General features: G+C 68.4%; 22 protein-coding genes. 12 read left to right on the top strand and 10 right to left on the bottom strand.

The window, feature by feature from the left end:
- Positions 1 to 205: 205 nt before the first annotated feature.
- Positions 206 to 346, bottom strand: coding sequence for a hypothetical protein (locus tag Pth03_RS22455; RefSeq protein ID WP_203946325.1), 141 nt, complete (start codon positions 344 to 346; stop codon positions 206 to 208).
- 113 nt (positions 347 to 459) lie between these two features.
- Entirely contained in the window at positions 460 to 948 is a 489-nt protein-coding gene (locus tag Pth03_RS22450; protein ID WP_203946324.1) for a MarR family winged helix-turn-helix transcriptional regulator, read from the bottom strand.
- A gap of 117 nt (positions 949 to 1,065) precedes the next feature.
- Here Pth03_RS22450 and Pth03_RS22445 point away from each other — a divergent pair, with 117 nt between their 5' ends.
- The gene (locus tag Pth03_RS22445; protein ID WP_203946323.1) at positions 1,066 to 1,440 is read left to right on the top strand and encodes a DoxX family protein; all 375 of its coding nucleotides are present in this window, start codon (positions 1,066 to 1,068) and stop codon (positions 1,438 to 1,440) included.
- A gap of 142 nt (positions 1,441 to 1,582) precedes the next feature.
- Here Pth03_RS22445 and Pth03_RS22440 read toward each other — a convergent pair whose 3' ends face one another.
- From Pth03_RS22440 to Pth03_RS22425, 4 genes are all read right to left on the bottom strand, one after another.
- Positions 1,583 to 2,017 carry an ester cyclase gene (locus tag Pth03_RS22440; protein ID WP_203946322.1) on the bottom strand — a complete coding sequence of 145 codons (435 nt, stop codon included), beginning with the start codon at positions 2,015 to 2,017 and terminating at the stop codon, positions 1,583 to 1,585.
- Between the two features lie 90 nt (positions 2,018 to 2,107).
- Positions 2,108 to 3,283: a zinc-dependent alcohol dehydrogenase gene (locus Pth03_RS22435; RefSeq protein WP_203946321.1), complete on the bottom strand. Its 1,176-nt coding sequence runs from the start codon at positions 3,281 to 3,283 to the stop codon at positions 2,108 to 2,110.
- The gene (locus Pth03_RS22430; RefSeq protein ID WP_203946320.1) at positions 3,280 to 3,771 is read right to left on the bottom strand and encodes a hypothetical protein; all 492 of its coding nucleotides are present in this window, start codon (positions 3,769 to 3,771) and stop codon (positions 3,280 to 3,282) included. Before Pth03_RS22430 ends, Pth03_RS22435 begins: the two co-directional genes overlap by 4 nt.
- Positions 3,772 to 4,218: 447 nt before the next feature.
- Positions 4,219 to 4,500: an ArsR/SmtB family transcription factor gene (locus Pth03_RS22425; RefSeq protein ID WP_239119270.1), complete on the bottom strand. Its 282-nt coding sequence runs from the start codon at positions 4,498 to 4,500 to the stop codon at positions 4,219 to 4,221.
- 123 nt (positions 4,501 to 4,623) lie between these two features.
- On the opposite strand from Pth03_RS22425, the gene Pth03_RS22420 reads away from it, so the two are divergent.
- Together Pth03_RS22420 and Pth03_RS22415 are read left to right on the top strand one after the other, a co-directional pair.
- Positions 4,624 to 5,661, top strand: coding sequence for a cation diffusion facilitator family transporter (locus Pth03_RS22420; RefSeq protein ID WP_203946318.1), 1,038 nt, complete (start codon positions 4,624 to 4,626; stop codon positions 5,659 to 5,661).
- Positions 5,662 to 5,856: 195 nt separating this feature from the next.
- Positions 5,857 to 6,672 (top strand): DMT family transporter, encoded by an 816-nt coding sequence (locus tag Pth03_RS22415; protein WP_203946471.1) that lies wholly within the window; start codon positions 5,857 to 5,859, stop codon positions 6,670 to 6,672.
- Between the two features lie 23 nt (positions 6,673 to 6,695).
- Here the strand turns inward: Pth03_RS22415 and Pth03_RS22410 are convergent, their stop codons facing one another.
- The 3 genes from Pth03_RS22410 to Pth03_RS22400 all read right to left on the bottom strand — a co-directional run bounded on the left by Pth03_RS22410 (position 6,696) and on the right by Pth03_RS22400 (position 8,808).
- A complete protein-coding gene (locus tag Pth03_RS22410; RefSeq protein WP_239119269.1) occupies positions 6,696 to 7,382 on the bottom strand; it encodes a flavin reductase family protein in 687 nt (228 codons plus the stop codon).
- Between the two features lie 67 nt (positions 7,383 to 7,449).
- Entirely contained in the window at positions 7,450 to 7,683 is a 234-nt protein-coding gene (locus Pth03_RS22405; RefSeq protein WP_203946316.1) for a hypothetical protein, read from the bottom strand.
- A gap of 114 nt (positions 7,684 to 7,797) precedes the next feature.
- Positions 7,798 to 8,808 (bottom strand): alcohol dehydrogenase catalytic domain-containing protein, encoded by a 1,011-nt coding sequence (locus Pth03_RS22400; protein WP_203946315.1) that lies wholly within the window; start codon positions 8,806 to 8,808, stop codon positions 7,798 to 7,800.
- Between the two features lie 123 nt (positions 8,809 to 8,931).
- Here Pth03_RS22400 and Pth03_RS22395 point away from each other — a divergent pair, with 123 nt between their 5' ends.
- The 5 genes from Pth03_RS22395 to Pth03_RS22375 all read left to right on the top strand — a co-directional run bounded on the left by Pth03_RS22395 (position 8,932) and on the right by Pth03_RS22375 (position 12,809).
- Positions 8,932 to 9,507, top strand: coding sequence for a TetR/AcrR family transcriptional regulator (locus Pth03_RS22395; RefSeq protein WP_203946314.1), 576 nt, complete (start codon positions 8,932 to 8,934; stop codon positions 9,505 to 9,507).
- 207 nt (positions 9,508 to 9,714) lie between these two features.
- Complete coding sequence (locus Pth03_RS22390; RefSeq protein WP_203946313.1) at positions 9,715 to 10,869, top strand: FG-GAP-like repeat-containing protein; 1,155 nt, start codon at positions 9,715 to 9,717, stop codon at positions 10,867 to 10,869.
- 112 nt (positions 10,870 to 10,981) lie between these two features.
- Complete coding sequence (locus tag Pth03_RS22385; RefSeq protein WP_203946312.1) at positions 10,982 to 11,395, top strand: DNA-binding protein; 414 nt, start codon at positions 10,982 to 10,984, stop codon at positions 11,393 to 11,395.
- A gap of 35 nt (positions 11,396 to 11,430) precedes the next feature.
- Positions 11,431 to 12,009 carry a TetR/AcrR family transcriptional regulator gene (locus Pth03_RS22380; RefSeq protein WP_203946311.1) on the top strand — a complete coding sequence of 193 codons (579 nt, stop codon included), beginning with the start codon at positions 11,431 to 11,433 and terminating at the stop codon, positions 12,007 to 12,009.
- 44 nt (positions 12,010 to 12,053) lie between these two features.
- On the top strand, positions 12,054 to 12,809 hold the full coding sequence (locus tag Pth03_RS22375; protein WP_308442368.1) for an SDR family NAD(P)-dependent oxidoreductase: 756 nt from the start codon (positions 12,054 to 12,056) through the stop codon (positions 12,807 to 12,809).
- A 42-nt stretch (positions 12,810 to 12,851) separates the two neighbouring features.
- On the opposite strand, the gene Pth03_RS42190 is transcribed toward Pth03_RS22375, so the two are convergent.
- The gene (locus Pth03_RS42190; protein ID WP_275413168.1) at positions 12,852 to 12,983 is read right to left on the bottom strand and encodes a hypothetical protein; all 132 of its coding nucleotides are present in this window, start codon (positions 12,981 to 12,983) and stop codon (positions 12,852 to 12,854) included.
- 235 nt (positions 12,984 to 13,218) lie between these two features.
- Here Pth03_RS42190 and Pth03_RS22370 point away from each other — a divergent pair, with 235 nt between their 5' ends.
- From Pth03_RS22370 to Pth03_RS22355, 4 genes are read left to right on the top strand one after another with little or no spacing between them, the layout of a single operon-like run.
- Complete coding sequence (locus Pth03_RS22370; protein WP_203946310.1) at positions 13,219 to 14,043, top strand: ABC transporter ATP-binding protein; 825 nt, start codon at positions 13,219 to 13,221, stop codon at positions 14,041 to 14,043.
- Positions 14,040 to 14,819 carry an ABC transporter permease gene (locus tag Pth03_RS22365; RefSeq protein WP_203946309.1) on the top strand — a complete coding sequence of 260 codons (780 nt, stop codon included), beginning with the start codon at positions 14,040 to 14,042 and terminating at the stop codon, positions 14,817 to 14,819. Before Pth03_RS22370 ends, Pth03_RS22365 begins: the two co-directional genes overlap by 4 nt.
- Before the next feature lie 42 nt (positions 14,820 to 14,861).
- Positions 14,862 to 15,056, top strand: a complete 195-nt coding sequence (locus Pth03_RS22360; protein ID WP_203946469.1) for a helix-turn-helix transcriptional regulator — start codon at positions 14,862 to 14,864, stop codon at positions 15,054 to 15,056.
- The gene (locus Pth03_RS22355) at positions 15,056 to 15,580 is read left to right on the top strand and encodes a hypothetical protein (RefSeq protein ID WP_203946308.1); all 525 of its coding nucleotides are present in this window, start codon (positions 15,056 to 15,058) and stop codon (positions 15,578 to 15,580) included. The genes Pth03_RS22360 and Pth03_RS22355 overlap by 1 nt, the downstream gene beginning before the upstream one ends.
- The last annotated feature ends 239 nt before the right edge of the window (positions 15,581 to 15,819 follow it).

The following is a 15,819-nucleotide window of genomic DNA, read 5'->3' as shown; positions in this document are numbered from 1 at the left end:
CTTGACCGTGAGTGTTGTGAATTGAACACAAAGTGAATGCGTCGCGCGCGGCGGAGACGGAATGCCGTGTGCGCCATTTTCGACGGCGAGCGAGGCCGTTGAACTGCTTTGATGCGATCGATTCCCGGCACTCAAAGATCACAAATTACCGCGATAACTGAAATCCAACCCTTTATCCGGTGAACCGCTGTGACTTCCGAGGCGTCTATTTAGTCAAGGAGGCCCGGATATGGACGTCCTCGACGGGCTCGTCGACCAGGAGCTCCGGCTTGAACTGCTCCTCGTCGAAGCCCTTCATGAAGAGGCAGAGCGACTGGCCGCCCCAGCCGTTCGCTGAACCCCGCAAGCCCGCCGTCTTCCTCCGCGAAGGCGGCGGGCGAACCCTGCGGCCTCACTTCCCCGAACACTCCGGCGACGGCCTGTGGGCATTCCCACGTAACGCGCGTGGGCGCGCCCAGATCATCGTCCCGCCGGCGAGCCGGGACAGGAACCGTCGGGATCCACGGTGTTCAGAATGCGGCGCCCGATGTCGCGCAGCTGACGCACCTGCGGTTTGGTGAGCGGGTCGATCACGAAGTCGCGAACCGCTTCCACGTGGCCGGGGGCACTGGCGACGACCTTGTCCCAGCCGCCCTCGGTGAGGGTCGCCAGGGTGTAGCGGCCGTCGGCCGGGTCGGGGCTGCGGCGGATCCAGCCCCGCTTCTCCAGTCGGCTCACCACGTGCGACAGGCGCGACAGCGACCCGTCGGCGGTCTCCGCCAGATCACTCATGCGCATGGTGCGCTCGGGGCTCGTGGACAGCATCGCCAGCACCTGATACTCGAAGTGGCTGATGCCGGCATCGCGTTGCAGCTGCCGGTCCAGGGCCGCCGGCAGCCTGACCAGCACGCTGACCAGCGCCATCCAGGCCTCCTGCTCCTCTTCGGTCAGCCATCGCGGTGCGTCCATGGTCTCACCCTAACTTGATCCATCAAGTGATCACGGCTTCTGTATGACTTGACGCTTCAAGTCGTCACTGCCTAGATTGCGGTTGAAGCTTCAAGTCATTTACAGAACGGATAGTCGATGAACGTCGCACTTTGGGCCCTCGCCGGCCTGCTCGCCCTCGCCTTCCTGGGCAGCGGGCTGATGAAGCTCATCAAGCCCAAGGACAAGCTCGCCGCGTCCGGCATGGGATGGACGGACGACTTCTCCGCCGGCGCGATCAAGGGCATCGGCGCCGTGGAGATCCTGGGCGCGCTCGGCCTGATCCTGCCGGGCGTCACCGGCATCGCGCCGGTGCTGGTTCCGCTGGCCGCGCTCGGGCTGGCCCTGGTCATGGTGGGTGCCGCCATCACCCACGGCCGCCGCAAAGAGTCTCAATTGGTCGTGGTCAACCTCGTGCTGCTGGTGCTGGTCGTCCTGGTGGCCTGGGGGCGTTTCGGCCCGTACTCCCTCTGACCACCGGCAAGATCGACTCATTCACGCGTCGACCGAGGCGCTCTCAGGCGGCCCGGCCGTACGGCGGGTGGCACGGAGGCCTGCCGTACGGCGGATCGCCCGGCGGGGACGGCCGTGGAGACGTCCGCCGTACGGGGAAGAGTCAGGTGGCCGGCGCGCAGGCCAAGGCGAAGCCGAGCTGGCTGTACAGCTCCAACTGATCGTAATAATGCTGGTGGGACGTGATCTTCCCGTTGTCGACACGCGCCGCACAGCAGCCGCGAACGGCGATGTGATTGCCGCTCCCTTCCGCATAGCGGCCGCACGGGAGAAGAAACGGCCCGGTATGGGTGCCGGTGAGCATCCATTCGCTGACCGCTGGATCGTCGCAGTCGACCTCGTACCACGGCGTGATCTTCACGTCGGAGAAGCCGACGATCAGGTGTTCGTAGAAGGTCGCGATCTGCTCACGCCCCTCCGCGATGCCTTCGGGCGAGACGAGGATGCCATCGGGGCTGTAGCACTCGACGACTCGAGGCATGTCATGGTCGTTGAACGCGGCGTAGAGCCGCTTCTTGATCTCCCAGGCAACTGACATCCCACCGCTCCCTCACCTGCGGGGCCGGTATAACGCCACGATAACAATCAACCGCAGAAGACCTGCGCTGATCATGCTGCGCGCGCTCGGCTAGATGTCGGGGCGGAAGACCGCGCGCACGCAGCCGTCCTTCTTGGTCTTGAACATGTCGTAGCCCCTCGGTGCGTCGTCGAGCGACATCATGTGCGTGGCCAGGTGTGAGGTCACCAGCTCTCCCTTGGCGACCCGGTCCAGCAACATCGGGATGTACCGATGCCCGTTCTGCTGTGCCCCGCGAACCGTCAGACCCTTGTTCATCATGGCCCCGAGGGGGAAGCGGTCCACCATTCCGGCGAAGACGCCCAGGATGAAGACCGACCCTCCCGTACGGCAGGCGTGGACGGCCTCGCGCACGGCGAAGGGGCGGTCGAGCCCGATGCCCAGCTGATGTTTGGCCTGCTCGTACACCTGCTCGGGACCCACGCTGTGGGCCTCCATGCCGACGGCCTCGATGCAGACGTCCGGCCCCCTGCCGCCGGTTCGCTCCCGCAGCTCGGCGGGCACGTCGGTGGTGGTGTAGTCGATGACCTCGGAGCCGACGTGCCGTGCCGTCATCGCCAGGCGTTCGGGAAACCTGTCGATCGAGATCACCTGTTCCGCGCCGAGCAGCATCGCGGCGCGCGCCGCCATCTGGCCGACCGCGCCGCACCCCCAGACGGCGACCACGTCTCCGGGCTTCACTCCACCGAGGTCGGCGCCCATCCACCCGGTGGGGGCGGCGTCGGAGGTGAACAGCGCACTGGTGTCCTCGACGCCGTCGGGCACCGTGAACGTGCCCTGGTCGGCGAAGGGCACCCGGACGAACTCCGCGTGGCTTCCCCGGAAGCCGCCCATCGCGTGGGAGTAGCCGAAGATGCCCGCGGTGGAGCCGCCCCACGCCATGTCGGTGAAGCCGGGCTTGGGATTGCTGTTCTCACACAGGGACCACAGGTCATGCCTGCAGGACCAGCAGCGCCCGCACCCGATGACCGAGCAGACGACGACACGGTCTCCCGGCCTGTGCCGCCGCACACCGGACCCGACCTCGACGATCTCGCCGAGGAACTCGTGGCCGATGACGTCGCCCGCGTGCATCTCGGGGATGTGGCCGCTCAGCAGGTGCAGGTCGGACCCGCAGGTGGTGGTGGCCACCACCTTGACGATCGCGTCCTGGTCGTTCTGGATCTCGGGGTCGGGCACGCGCTCGACCGTCAGCTCGTTGACGCCCTGCCAGCAGACCGCCTTCACAGCCGCCTCTCCCCTGCGGCGCGCACCGCCGCCATGTCGACGACCTTGCCCCGCGTGCTCCCGGGCACTGCGGGACGCATGGCGCCGGACGGCATGTCGGGCTGCAGCACCTCACCTGTCTCGATGAGGGACTTCACCTGCCGCAGGGCCGACATGACCATGTCACGTGGATCGTCGCCGCGAAGCTTGGCCATGATGGCGGACGGGCCGATCGGCAGAGGGGTACGGGGACGCGCGTAGAGCTCGGTGCCGCGGTCGCCGGGCGCCTTCGCGATCCGCACCTCGGCGTCGAGGCCGGCGAGAGGCTCGGGCAGCCGGCCCTCGGGCGCCACGTCCTCCGGCAGGCAGTTGATCGTGACGGCCAGCCAGCGGCGTTGTGCCTTCGGGTCCTTCATCGGCGCCGTCCCACGATGGCGTGTGGCCAGCCAGCGGGCGATCGCCGCCGCCGTACCCGCCAGGCTCACCGCGCCGATGACGACCCGTTTCATAGTCAGCCCCCTTTGGCCGGGTAAGTCCCCCGAAGGGGCTACCCATCCCCAATGCACCCCTCGCGCGTGATCATGCAGAAGTTCGGTAAAGAGGTCGCTGACCTGCCGAAACGCAAGTCGTGATCATGCAGAAGTTCGCCGAGATGCGTCCTGAGCTGCGCCAACATGTTGCGTGATCATGCAGAAACTCGGTGCCGTACGGCGCGGTGCATGATCACGAACCATGGCGCCACAGGCCAGGAAGGGTTCGCCCGAACTTCTGCATGATCACGATCCTCGTCACCGCAGGTCAGGCAGGGTTCGGCCGAACTTCTGCATGATCACGCACAGGGAAGGGGCAGGTAGGACGGCGTTGGCGCGAACTTCTGCATGATCACGGCGCGGGTTGGGGCAGGTAGGACGCGGTACGGCCGAACTTCTGCATGATCACGGCAAGGGGGGTTGGGGTCAGTCGTGGCGGGGGATTCCTGAGACCTCGTGGTCGGCATGGAAGAGCGCCTCACCGATGAGGGCTCTGACGTGGGCGTCCCGTGCCCGGTAGACGACGCGGCGGCCGTCCCTGCGGGTGTCGACCAGCCCGGCGAGGCGGAGCTTGGCCAAGTGCTGGGAGACCAGCGGCCGGGCCACGGCGATGGTCTCGGCGAGCGAGCCCACGTCGTATTCGCCGTGCGACAACAACCACATCAAGCGCAGCCGGGTCGCGTCACTGAGCATGCGAAACGCGTCCACGGCCGCGTTCACCTGATCGGCGGTCGGTTGCTCCTGCGATGCATTGGCACCTGATTCGTTGTCGCGTGCGTACATGACTACATATACTCGCCGGACAGGTCCGCCGTACGCAAGCGAGGAACCATGTCCGATCACTTCCACACCCCCGGGGACGGGCATGGACACGGGCATGGCAATCGGGTGGTCTCGGCCGTCCGGCACGCGTTCACGCCCCACAGCCACGACAGCGCGGACAGGACCGACTCGGCGTTCGAGTCGAGCTCCCGTGGCCTGCGTGTGCTCGGCGTCTCGTTCGGCGTGCTCGTCGCGGCCGCCGCCGTGCAGGCGGTCATCGTCGCGATGTCGGGATCGGTGGCCCTGCTCGGCGACTCGCTGCACAACGTCGCCGACGCGCTGACGGCCGTCCCGCTGGCCATCGCCTTCTCCGTGGGCCGCCGCCGCGCGACCCGCCGCTTCACCTACGGGTACGGCAGGGCCGAGGACCTCGCCGGAATCCTCATTGTGGCCATCATCGCGATATCAGCGGCTCTGGCTGGATATGCGGCGATCACCCGGCTGGTTCACCCCCAGGATGTGCGGGCGCTGGGCTGGGTGGCCGTGGCGGCCATGGTCGGTTTCCTGGCCAACGAGTGGGTCGCCCGCTACCGCATCAAGGTGGGCCGCGAGATCGGATCGGCCGCGCTCGTGGCCGACGGACTGCACGCCCGGGCCGACGGCTTCACGTCTCTCGCCGTGTTGCTCGGCGCGGCGGGCTCCGCGCTCGGCTTCCCCATCGCGGACCCGATCGTCGGCCTGCTCATCACCGTCGCAATCCTGTACGTGCTGCGCGACGCCGCCCGCGAGATCGGCCGGAGGCTGATGGACGCGGTCGACCCCGACCTGATCGACGAGGCGGAGCACATCGTCGCGAGCACCCCCGGGGTTCTTGGGGTGGGTTCGATACGGTTGCGCTGGATCGGGCACGCCCTCCACGCCGAGGTGGAGATCATGGTCGGCCACGAACTTTCCCTGGTCGACGCGCACGCCGTGGCCGTGGAGACGGAGCACCGGCTCATTCACCGGCTGTCCCGGCTGCGCGGAGCGACCGTGCACGCCGATCCGGACGGACCGGAGGGAACCGACCATCACGCCGCGCTCGCCCGGCACCGGCACGCGGCCTGAGCTCCCCGCCTCCCGGCACGACCACGGTGTACGGCTCTCGCCACGCCGGTGTGCCGCCGCGTCCGTAAGACCCGCATCTCAACAGCTCCGAGGAGCCCACCGGTGGCCGCCCCCGCCCTGCAGCACGCCCTCTTCCCGCCGCTCGCCGACGGGGCGCAGTCCACACAGGGCGCCGGCACCACCGTGGTCGTCGTCGTGTTGTGCTCCGCCCTGCTTCACGCCGCCTGGAACGCGATCGCGCACGGGTCCGCCGACCGGCTGAACGGTTTCGCCCTCATCGGAATCGCCTACACCGCGGTCGGCACCGTCGGAGTCGTGGCCTTCGGCCCTCCTCCTGGGAGTGCCTGGCCGTACATCGTCGTCTCGGCGATCCTCGAAGTGGCCTACCAGCTCCTTTTGCTCGCCAGCTATCAGCTCGGGCAGTTCAGCCAGGCCTACCCGCTGGCGCGCGGCACCTCCCCCTGGGTCGTGGCCCTGGTGAGCGCCACGCTGCTCGACCAGAGACTCCCCCTGACCCAGTTGGCCGGCGTCGTGGTCATCTCCCTCGGGCTGATGGGCCTGGTCTTCATCGGCGGCCGGCCCGGCCGCGCGCAGGCGATCGCCTTGCTGCCCGCGTTCGGCACCGGGCTCGCGATCGCGGGCTACACCCTCGTCGACGGGGTCGGCGTCCATCACGCCCCTGTCCTGACCTACGCGGCCTGGCTGTTTCTGCTACAAGGCCCGGTGCTGCCTCTGATCGCCCTGGCCAAAAAGGGGCGCGCCCTGCCCGGGCAGCTGCGCCCGTCGCTCGTGACCGGGCTCGCCGGCGGTGTGGCCTCTCTCGCGGCCTACGGCCTCGTGTTGTGGGCGCAGACGCGTGGCGCGCTCGCGCCGATCGCCGCTTTGAGGGAGACGAGCATCGTCTTCGGCGCCGTGATCGGGGCCGTCTTCCTGGGCGAACGTTTCGGCTCCAGCCGGGCCGCCGCGAGCGCCGTCGTCGTGCTCGGCATCGTCTTGATCAACCTGCACTGATCAACCTGCACTGTGCGGCCGGCTCAGCTCACCTGCCGTGCGCGCTCGATGTCGGGTCCGCGGTAGAGACGCTCGGGGATCTGCGCGAGCGTCGAGGGATGCACCTGCGGGCCCAGGCCGTACAGCTTCTGAAAGCTCATGATCAGCGGCCGCCATGCGTCGGGGTCGATGCGGTCGCTCGTCCCTGCCATCCTGACCTGCTCGTGGACGTGGACGCGCTGGACCCGCACCTCGAAGACCACGATCCCGCCACGTTGCGCCGGGTCGTCGTCGGCCAGCGGATGCGTTCCCTCGACGACCGTCTCCATGACGACCGGGCACTCCGCCACCCGTGGCGGGTCCACCGTCTCCGACGCGACGGGGGTGAGACCGGCCCTGCCGAACTTGTCGCCGACGAACCGGTAACCGCGTTCCACCTTGCGCGGCGGCACGGGATCGGCGCCGGTTGTCAGCGCCAGCCTGTCGACGGCCGGAGCGAGGTCGTCCGACGGCAGGTTCAGCACGCACTGGCCGGTCCTGAGCATGTTCTGGGCGGTCTTCGACCGGGCGCCGAGGCCGAGCATGGCCCGCCAGCCGAGCCAGAAGGCCGACGACATCGGCGCCAGGTTGGGCGTCCCGTCCTCGTTGAGCGTGGAGATCAACACGACGGGGGTGCCGAAATAGAGGATGCCGGGCTCGATCGACGTGTGCGCGGGAAGTGTTGTGGACATGCCGACCAGTGTCATCTCGACAGCCGAATCAACGCTGGCGGCAATCAGACACGGCATTTCGCCTGGTTCAGGGTGACTCGAAGACGATGTGCCATCCGAACCAAAGCAGGAATCCGAGCAGGGCGCCCGCGCCGGCCAGGCGCCAGTGCTTCACGGGATAGATGCCGAGCCACGCGCGGATCTGATCCGACAAGGTGTCGCCGTCGCGCTTGTTGAGCAGCGCCCACCCTTCGAGTACGGCGAAGGAGACGGCGAACAGTCCAGCCCACACCGCCCAGGCGGTGGTGAAGAAGCCGTCCACTGGGCGCCTCCAGGGCGAGGGGACCTGTCGCGTTCTGCGATCTTCGCTTTGGACTATACGTGCGCCGCCCGCCGCGGAACAGATCGTTTTTCCTGCGGCAACGCGCCTGTCCGGTCAGACGGTCAGGACGACCCGGAACCTGGCGTCACCGGAGATCATGCGCTCGTACGCCTTGGGGGCGTCGGCCAGCGGCATGGTCTCGATCATCGGCCGGATGCCGTGGCGTTCGCTGAAGGCGAGGTTGTCCTCGTTGTCGATGGACGTGCCGGTCAGGCTTCCGGTGATCGTGCGCGTTCCGAAGGTCATGTCGACGGTGCTCACGGACACGGGGTCGGAGGCAACTCCGACGATCACCATGCGCCCGCGGGGCGCGAGCCCGGCGACCAGCCCGCTCATGGAGGCCCCGCTGGCCGCCGTCGCGATGATGCCCGCGGCCCCGCCGAGCTCCCGGAGAGCCGCGGCCGGGTCCTCGCTGGAGCTGTCGATGTAGTGGTCGGCGCCCAGCTTCCGGGCGAGCTCGGCCTTCTCCGTTCCCCGGGCGATCGCGGCGACGCGGTAACCGAGCTTCGCGGCGTGCTGCAGCCCGAGGTGGCCGAGACCGCCGATGCCCTGGACGGCGACGAGTGCTCCGGGGCGCGCGTCGGCCTGGCGCAACGCCATGAACGTCGTGAGCCCGGCGCACAACAACGGCGCCGCGTCGACGGAGCTGAGGTTCTCGGGGATGCGGACGAGCCCGCTGGTTCTGGCGTGCACCACCTCCGCGTAACCGCCTTCGACGTCTGTGCCGACGTACGGCTGGTCGGTGCAGTTGACGAAGTCGCCCCGGCGGCAGTGCTCGCACTCTCCGCAGTGGCCGCCGAGGAAGCCGACGCCCACCCGCTCGCCGACCTGCCAGCTCCGGACGCCCGCGCCGACGGCGTCGATCACGCCGACGATCTCGTGGCCGGGTACGGCCGGCCGGCTCGGGTCGGCGCGGAGCCCTTCGACCGCGAGCGTGTCCGAGTGGCAGACGCCGCACGCCTCGACGCGGATGCGCACATGGCCGGGGGATGGCGGCTGGAGCTCGCGCTCCACAAGCACGAACCCGCGGGAGCCGGTGACCTGGAAAGCACGGTAGGTGGACATCGTCATCTCCTGTACATCGTTGACGTCACTCAATATGACCGGTCGTCTCAGTCGCCGTCAAGTGGCACTGATCAACTTGACGGACGTGAGACGACCGGACATATTTACCCGGAAGGAGGCGGCATGGCCAGACCGAGCATGCGCAAGGAGATCGTCGACGCGGCATTAGCGCAGTTCCACGAGCGGGGCTACAACGCGGCCGGCGTCAAGGACATCACCGACCGCGCGGGCGTGCCGAAGGGGTCGTTCTACAACCACTTCGCAAGCAAGGAAGCCCTGGCCATCGTGGCCCTGCAGATGTACGGCGAAGGCCGTCGCCTGGAGGAGGTCACCGATCCCGGCACCGACCCCCTGACCCGGCTGCGCAGCCACTTCGAGTTCCTCCGGGACGAGGTCGTGGAGCAGGGGTTCACCCATGGGTGCCTCATCGGCAACTTCACCGCCGAGATCGCCGACCACAGCGACGCGATCCGCGACGCCGTACAGGAAGCCTTCGCAACGTGGGCGGCGACCATCGCGGCGACGATCGCCGAGGCCCAGGGGGCGGGAGCCGTACGGGCCGGCCTCGACCCAGAGCAAACGGCGCGCTACATCCTCAGCACCTGGGAAGGCACGATCGTCATGGCCCGCGCCGAGCGCTCGCGTGACGCGTTCGACACGTTCTTCGAGCTGACATTCGGCACGCTGCTCGCCCGATGAAGATCGTCATTAAGGTGACGATCTTTCGTCGGGACGATAAACAGGATGATCTCTCCATAAATCCCGGCATAGATTGACCTTTCCGGTGGACACGAGGTCGCCGGAGCACGGGATGAACGGACGATCGTGTCTCACTCTCCAAAGCGCGGACGACTCGTCCGCGCCGCTTCCGTCGTCGCGGCCCTGGTCACCGCGGCGAGCGCGACTATGACGGGTTCAGCCAGCGCGGCACCCACGGGATTCGACAGATGCCCGCGTGGCTACTTCTGCCTATTCAGCGGCCTTTCCGGCGCGGGAACGATCTGGAAGTACCGCACGTCCCAGCGTGACCTGGGCTCGGCCGGAAAGCAGGCGTCCTCCTTCGCCAACCGCACGAAATCGTATTCCTGCCTGTTCGGCGGCAAGGACTACACAACTGACGGCGAGCGCACGAGGTGGGGACTCGATCCGGAGGGGGCGGCAGGCTTCGCGCGTGACAGCGCCACGGGTGGTGCCTCCATATGGCGGCACCACTTCGGCTCTCTGCGCCTCGCCCCCACTTTTCACGAGTGCCAATCCGGCAAGGAGTACCTCGAGTGGATCCGGCCGGAGGATGACCCGGCCGGAACGCCGAAGCCGTTCGGCTCGTTCTTCGGGAACGGTCAGAGCCAGGTGCTGGCGCGCTCGGTCCGGGGGCGCCTGTGGGTGCTTCCCGGCGACGGCACCAAGCCGACCGATCTCGGCACCGCGCTCAGCCACATGACGGCTGTGGTCAGGCATGGGGACTACACCGGCGACAAGCGCGAGGACATCATCGCCCGCGACACCAAGGGCGACCTGTGGCTCTACCCCCAGACCAGCGCCGGCCGCCTGGGAAGCCGCAAACTGCTCGGCCACGGCTGGAACGGCATGGCCACCGTGGCCGCCGTCGGCGACCTGACCGGCGACAAGAAGAACGACCTCGTCGGGCGGGACAAGTCCGGCAACCTGTGGCTCTACCCGGGCAACGGCAAGGGCAGTTTCGGCAAGCGGCAGCGGATCGCCCACGGGTGGACCTCCGTGACGGCCGTCCTCGACCCGGGTGACCTCACCCTCGACGGCAGGGACGACCTGATCGCCCGCGACACCAAGGGCGACCTGTGGCTGTACCCCGGCCTGGGCAAGGGCCGCTTCGCCAAGCGTGCCCTGCTCGGCCACAACTTCTCCAAGTACTGGAAATACTTCGCGATCGGCGACCTCAACGGTGACCGCCGGAGCGACCTCTACGTCGTCAACCGCAACGCCCTGATGTTGTACCTGGGCACCACCAAGGGCAGGCTCACGAAGAGCTCCTCCTGGGGGTTCACCGACCTCGGCATCGACGACAGGGAAATCCTCTTCTGACACCTTCGCCCCCGATCATGCGCGACGCCCGCACATGATCGGGGGCATTTTTCAACGCTACGTTTTAAACACTTCGTTGACAACAGGCTGTGGGACCGCGCATTCTGGAGGCATGCCAGAAGATCCCTTCATTCCGCCGAATCCGGATGAGGTGCGGGCGCACCGCGTGTACGCCTCACTCGCCCGCATCGCCGAGCGGCACGCGGCCACGCGGGACCAGCGCGACCGCCAGGTCCACCCCCACGTGCTGGGCGCGCACGAGGCCGTCCGGCTCGTCTCCTTCCTTGCCGCCGGTTCGGCACAGCACGACGACGGCGAACCGGAGGTGGACCGGGCCGACCTCACCGCCGCACTGACCCTCATTCCACTGGCGCGCGCGGAGATGGACCAGCTGGAGAACTCTCTGCTGCTGATGGCACGGGGGCGCGGCCTCACCTGGCAGGAGATCGCCTTCGGCCTGGGGCTGGGCACGGCCCAGGCCGCCCGGCAACGCTACGAACGGCTGGCCGGCCGCGTGAAGGAGTAACTTTCCAGACCGATCGTTCTTGATATGGTGTCCGCGTGAGGACGAAGGAGTTCGACCCGGACGCCGCGCTGCAGGCCGCGCTGGAGCTGTTCTGGGAGCGCGGCTATGAGGCGACCTCGATGGCCGACCTGGTGGAACGGCTGAACATCGGCCGGGCCAGCCTGTACGCGACCTTCGGCAACAAGCACGACCTCTACATGAAGGCGCTGGAGCGTTACCGGGAGAACAGGAATCCGGCGCCGATCGACATCCTCTCGCGACCGGGGCCGGCGCTGACCTCGGTGCGGGCGCTGGTCGAGTTCTATGCGGCCGACGCGATCGCCGACTCCCGGCGGCGCGGCTGCATGATCGTCAACGCGGCGGCCGAGATGCTTCCGGCCGACGCCGCGGTCTCGCGCCTGATCGACACCAACTGGGCCGCCCTGGAAGGGGCGCTGACCTCGGCGCTCATCCGGGCGGCGGGCGAGGGCGACCTGCCCGCCGACCGGGATCCGCGCGCGCTGGCCCGTTTCCTGCTCGTGTTCCTCCAGGGGCTCCGGCTGGTGAGCAAGGGCTCCGCCGACGCCGCCCGGCTGCGCGACGCGGCCTCCCAGGCGTTGTCCCTCCTCGGCTGAACCGTGTTTTTTTGGGCTCTATCTAGAATGGACGGTCAAATAACATGATGCGATTCGCCGGCAAGGTCGTCTTGGTCACGGGCGGCGGCTCGGGCATCGGCCGGGCGCTCTCCCAGGGTTTCGCCCGGGAGGGAGCCGTCGTCGCGGTGGCGGGCCGGCGCCGTGAACCGCTGGAGGAGACCGTGAAGCTGGTCGAGGCCGAAGGCGGTCAGGCGACCGTCGTCACGGCCGACCTCACCCGGCCCGACGACGCCGCCCGGATGGTCGCCGAGATCCTCGAACGGCACGGCAGGCTCGACGTCGCCGTCAACAACGCCGGCGTGTTCACCATGGCGAAGGTCGCCGACATCTCCGACGACGACTGGGCGCGCACGATCGACGGCAACGTCACCGGCGTCTTCCTGTCCATGAAGAACGAGATCGCGGCGATGCGCCGTACCGGGGCGGGCGTGATCGTCAACTTCGCCTCCCAGGTCGGCGCGCACAAGCGCGTGCCCGGCCTTGGCGCGTACGGCGCGGCCAAGGCGGCGGTCACGGCGCTCAGCCGTACGGCGGCGCTGGAGTACATCCGCGAGGGCATCCGCATCAACGTGGTCAGCCCCGGCCCGCATGACACGCCGATGTCGATGCGGCCGGGTGAGACCGAAGCCGACCGGGCCGCGCGCATGAAGGAGCAGCTTCCGATCGGGCGGGTCGGCACGCTCGACGAGATCACCGCCACCGTCCTGTGGCTGGCGTCGGACGAGGCGGGCTTCACCGTCGGCCACGACCTGGTGGTCGACGGCGGCTCGACGGTCTGAGCGAACCTCACGGTCCCGCGCGAACCCCGCGGGACCGGGCCGTCACGTGCCGGCGCGGAACGGCATGCCCCAGCTCTTCCTGCGCTGGGTGACGATCAGGCCGGCCACGCCGGCCAGCGCCAGCGCGATGGCGAGATACAGGACGGGATTGACGAACCCGGGCACGAGGTCCACCTGCTGTCCCCCGTACGAACAGAGCTGGTTGTGCTACGGCCACATTGTCGACGGGGGATACGCCTCCGAGTACGCGTACCCGGAGATCATGCACAGGTCGTCGGGGTCGGACATCCACAGCAGGCCGCCGGACCACAGGCCGATTTCCCTGGCGACTTCTTGAGCCCGGATTACCGCGCACAGCCCTCGTCATACACCTTGTTTCGAATGTAGTAGGTGTACTACATTCCATCACATGGATACGGTGATGAGCGTCAGCGGCCTGCGGATGTCGTACGGCGAGCGCCAGGTGCTCCGCGGGGTCGACCTCGACATGCGGCGCGGCGAGACCGTCGCGCTGCTCGGACCGAACGGCGCAGGGAAGACGACCACGATCGAGATCCTTCAGGGCCTGCGGCGGCGCACCGCCGGCGAGGTGCGGGTGCTGGACGAAGACCCCGCGCGCGGCGGCGACGCATGGCGGGCCAGGCTCGGCACGGTGCTGCAGAACTGCCACGACCACCCGCGCTGGCAGGTCGGCACGCTGCTCGCCCACGTCGCCGCCCACTACCCCGACCCCTGGGAAACCGGCGAACTCCTGGAGGCGCTGGGCCTGGGCGGCCGTGCGAACTCGCGGGTGCGCGACCTGTCGGGTGGGCAGCGGCGCAGGCTCGACGTCGCACTCGGCATGGTCGGCCGTCCGGAGGTGCTGTTCCTCGACGAGCCCACCACCGGCTTCGACCCCGAGGCACGCAAGGAGTTCCACGAGCTCGTCGAAACGCTGGACATGACGATCCTGCTCACCACGCACGACCTGGCCGAGGCGGAACGGCTGGCCGACCGGGTCGCCGTGCTCGTGCGGGGCCGGATCGAGGTGTTCGGCACGTCGCGTGAGCTGGCGGCAGCCGTACAGGCGCCGTGCCTGGTGCGCTGGCGCGACGGGGCCGAGCAGACCGACGACCCGTCGGAGCTGGCCTGGAAGCTGCACCAGAAGTACGACGGGCCGGTCCCGGACCTCGAGATCCGGCGGCCGACCCTCGAGGAGAGCTACCTCAACCTGGTCGAAAGGAGTGCGGCGTGAACACGTTGGCGTTGGGGATCAGGCGGGGCCTGATCGAACAGGGGTCCATCCTGCGCGACGGCAAGGAGCTCGGCGCCAACGTCGCCGGCCTGGTCATCTACCTGATGCTCATCCTGTGGATCGGGGGCAACCCGGCGGGCGGCGGCATCGGGATGACCGCATTCATCACGGTGGGGTTCATCGCCTTCACCGTGTTCTCCGCGGGCATCACGACGCTGCCCATGCTCATCGCGGCCGACCAGGAGGAGGGCGCGCTGCGGCGGCTGCGCACGCTCCCGCGCGGCCTGCCGGTCTACCTCACGGGAAGGGCGACGTCACTGGTCGCGCACATCGCCCTCAATTCGGTGCTCATCCTGGCGATCGGAAACCTGGCCGGCGGCCTCGCCCTGCCCTCCAGCCTGTACGGCTGGGCCACGCTGACCTGGGTGCTGCTCCTCGGCACGCTCGCGGTCGTACCGGTGGGCGCGATGATCGGAGCGCTGCTGCCCAGCGCGAAGACCGCGGCGGCGGTGGTGAGCCTGCCAACGATGCTGCTGATGATCGCCTCGGGGGTGATGGTGCCGATGACGATGATGCCGGAGCCGGTGCGGTGGTTCGCCCAGGTCTTCCCCCTCTACTGGCAGGGCCACGGGCTGCGGGCGGCGTTCCTCCCCTCCGCGGCGGCCGAGCCGGGCGGGGTGTGGCAGCTGGGCACTGCCGCTGCGGTGATGGGCGCCTGGGCGGTCGCCGGTATGGTGCTGGCACCCCGGCTGCTGCGCAGGGCCATCCGGACGTGAGGACTCCCGGTGTCGAACGAAATCGTCTACAACAGGATTCCGATGCTCAGGGCCGAGCGCGGGATCTCCCGCAAGGACCTGGCCGCGGCGCTGGGCGTGCACTACCAGACGGTGGGCTATCTGGAACGCGGCGAGTACAGCCCGTCGCTCTTCCTCGCGCTGAAGATCGCCGAATATTTCGAGGTGCCGGTGGAGGTCGTCTTCTCGCTCCACCCGTTCGCCAGGCTGGGGTCGTGATGAGTACGTGGGAAGAGCGGCGTGACCGGCTGGAAAGCATGCCGGAGAGCCGGATCTGGGCGACCCGGCCGGCGCGCCGCCGCCTGGTGCTGGTCGGCGTGGGAGCGCTGGTGCTGCTCTGGGCCGGGCTCGTGGTGATCGCCCAGTATGCGCCGAGCGACCTGGCACGCAACGTCTACCTGTCGATGTTCCTCGTCGGCGTACTGATCGGGCTGCCGGTCACCCGGTGGCTGCACGCGGCGACCCGGGGCGCGTTGTATCTGCCCGAGGGCTTCCTCGACGAACGCCAGCTGACCTATCGGCGTCAGGCCTACTCATCGGCGCACCGGGCGACCACGCTGGTGCTCTGCCTGCTGTTCGTGCTGGCCAACGTGGTGAGCTACCAGGAAGGTGCGCTGACGATCGAGATCCCGCTCGCGCTGCTCGCGCCGCTGGCACTGACGTTGGTGGCGACCCATTGCACGATCCCGCTCCTCATTGCGGGCTGGCGGCAGCCCGACCCGCCGCCGGACGACGACGAGTAGGCCTCACTCTGTCCGATACGTGGATGCGCTCGTGAGAGGTGCGCCGTCGGCAGCGATTTTTCGGGATATTCCCGGCGGCGAATGGATCGAGATTATGTTCGACTTCCTGTAGTCAAGCGGTCACGCTGTGTGAGATTATTCAGACACAGTTTCGATCCGGGACTCTTGGGGGGAGGCGGACGTGACCGATCGGCATGGAAGGCGTCCGTCTTCTGGTTCCGGCGAGCTCGTCGGTTGTG

It is taken from the genome of Planotetraspora thailandica, from assembly GCF_016863335.1.
GTDB classification, from domain to species: Bacteria; Actinomycetota; Actinomycetes; order Streptosporangiales; family Streptosporangiaceae; genus Planotetraspora; species Planotetraspora thailandica.
The sequence above is the reverse complement of the archived record's forward strand: the minus strand, read 5'-3'. Positions and strand labels throughout refer to the sequence as shown.

Coding starts and splice junctions, on each gene's coding strand:
- Pth03_RS22450 (WP_203946324.1), bottom strand. CDS start 948: ATGGACGCACCGCGATGGCTGACCGAAGAGGAGCAGGAGGCCTGGATG.
- Pth03_RS22445 (WP_203946323.1), top strand. CDS start 1,066: ATGAACGTCGCACTTTGGGCCCTCGCCGGCCTGCTCGCCCTCGCCTTC.
- Pth03_RS22440 (WP_203946322.1), bottom strand. CDS start 2,017: ATGTCAGTTGCCTGGGAGATCAAGAAGCGGCTCTACGCCGCGTTCAAC.
- Pth03_RS22430 (WP_203946320.1), bottom strand. CDS start 3,771: ATGAAACGGGTCGTCATCGGCGCGGTGAGCCTGGCGGGTACGGCGGCG.
- Pth03_RS22420 (WP_203946318.1), top strand. CDS start 4,624: ATGTCCGATCACTTCCACACCCCCGGGGACGGGCATGGACACGGGCAT.
- Pth03_RS22410 (WP_239119269.1), bottom strand. CDS start 7,382: ATGTCCACAACACTTCCCGCGCACACGTCGATCGAGCCCGGCATCCTC.
- Pth03_RS22400 (WP_203946315.1), bottom strand. CDS start 8,808: ATGTCCACCTACCGTGCTTTCCAGGTCACCGGCTCCCGCGGGTTCGTG.
- Pth03_RS22395 (WP_203946314.1), top strand. CDS start 8,932: ATGGCCAGACCGAGCATGCGCAAGGAGATCGTCGACGCGGCATTAGCG.
- Pth03_RS22390 (WP_203946313.1), top strand. CDS start 9,715: ATGACGGGTTCAGCCAGCGCGGCACCCACGGGATTCGACAGATGCCCG.
- Pth03_RS22385 (WP_203946312.1), top strand. CDS start 10,982: ATGCCAGAAGATCCCTTCATTCCGCCGAATCCGGATGAGGTGCGGGCG.
- Pth03_RS22375 (WP_308442368.1), top strand. CDS start 12,054: ATGATGCGATTCGCCGGCAAGGTCGTCTTGGTCACGGGCGGCGGCTCG.
- Pth03_RS22370 (WP_203946310.1), top strand. CDS start 13,219: ATGGATACGGTGATGAGCGTCAGCGGCCTGCGGATGTCGTACGGCGAG.
- Pth03_RS22360 (WP_203946469.1), top strand. CDS start 14,862: ATGCTCAGGGCCGAGCGCGGGATCTCCCGCAAGGACCTGGCCGCGGCG.
- Pth03_RS22355 (WP_203946308.1), top strand. CDS start 15,056: ATGAGTACGTGGGAAGAGCGGCGTGACCGGCTGGAAAGCATGCCGGAG.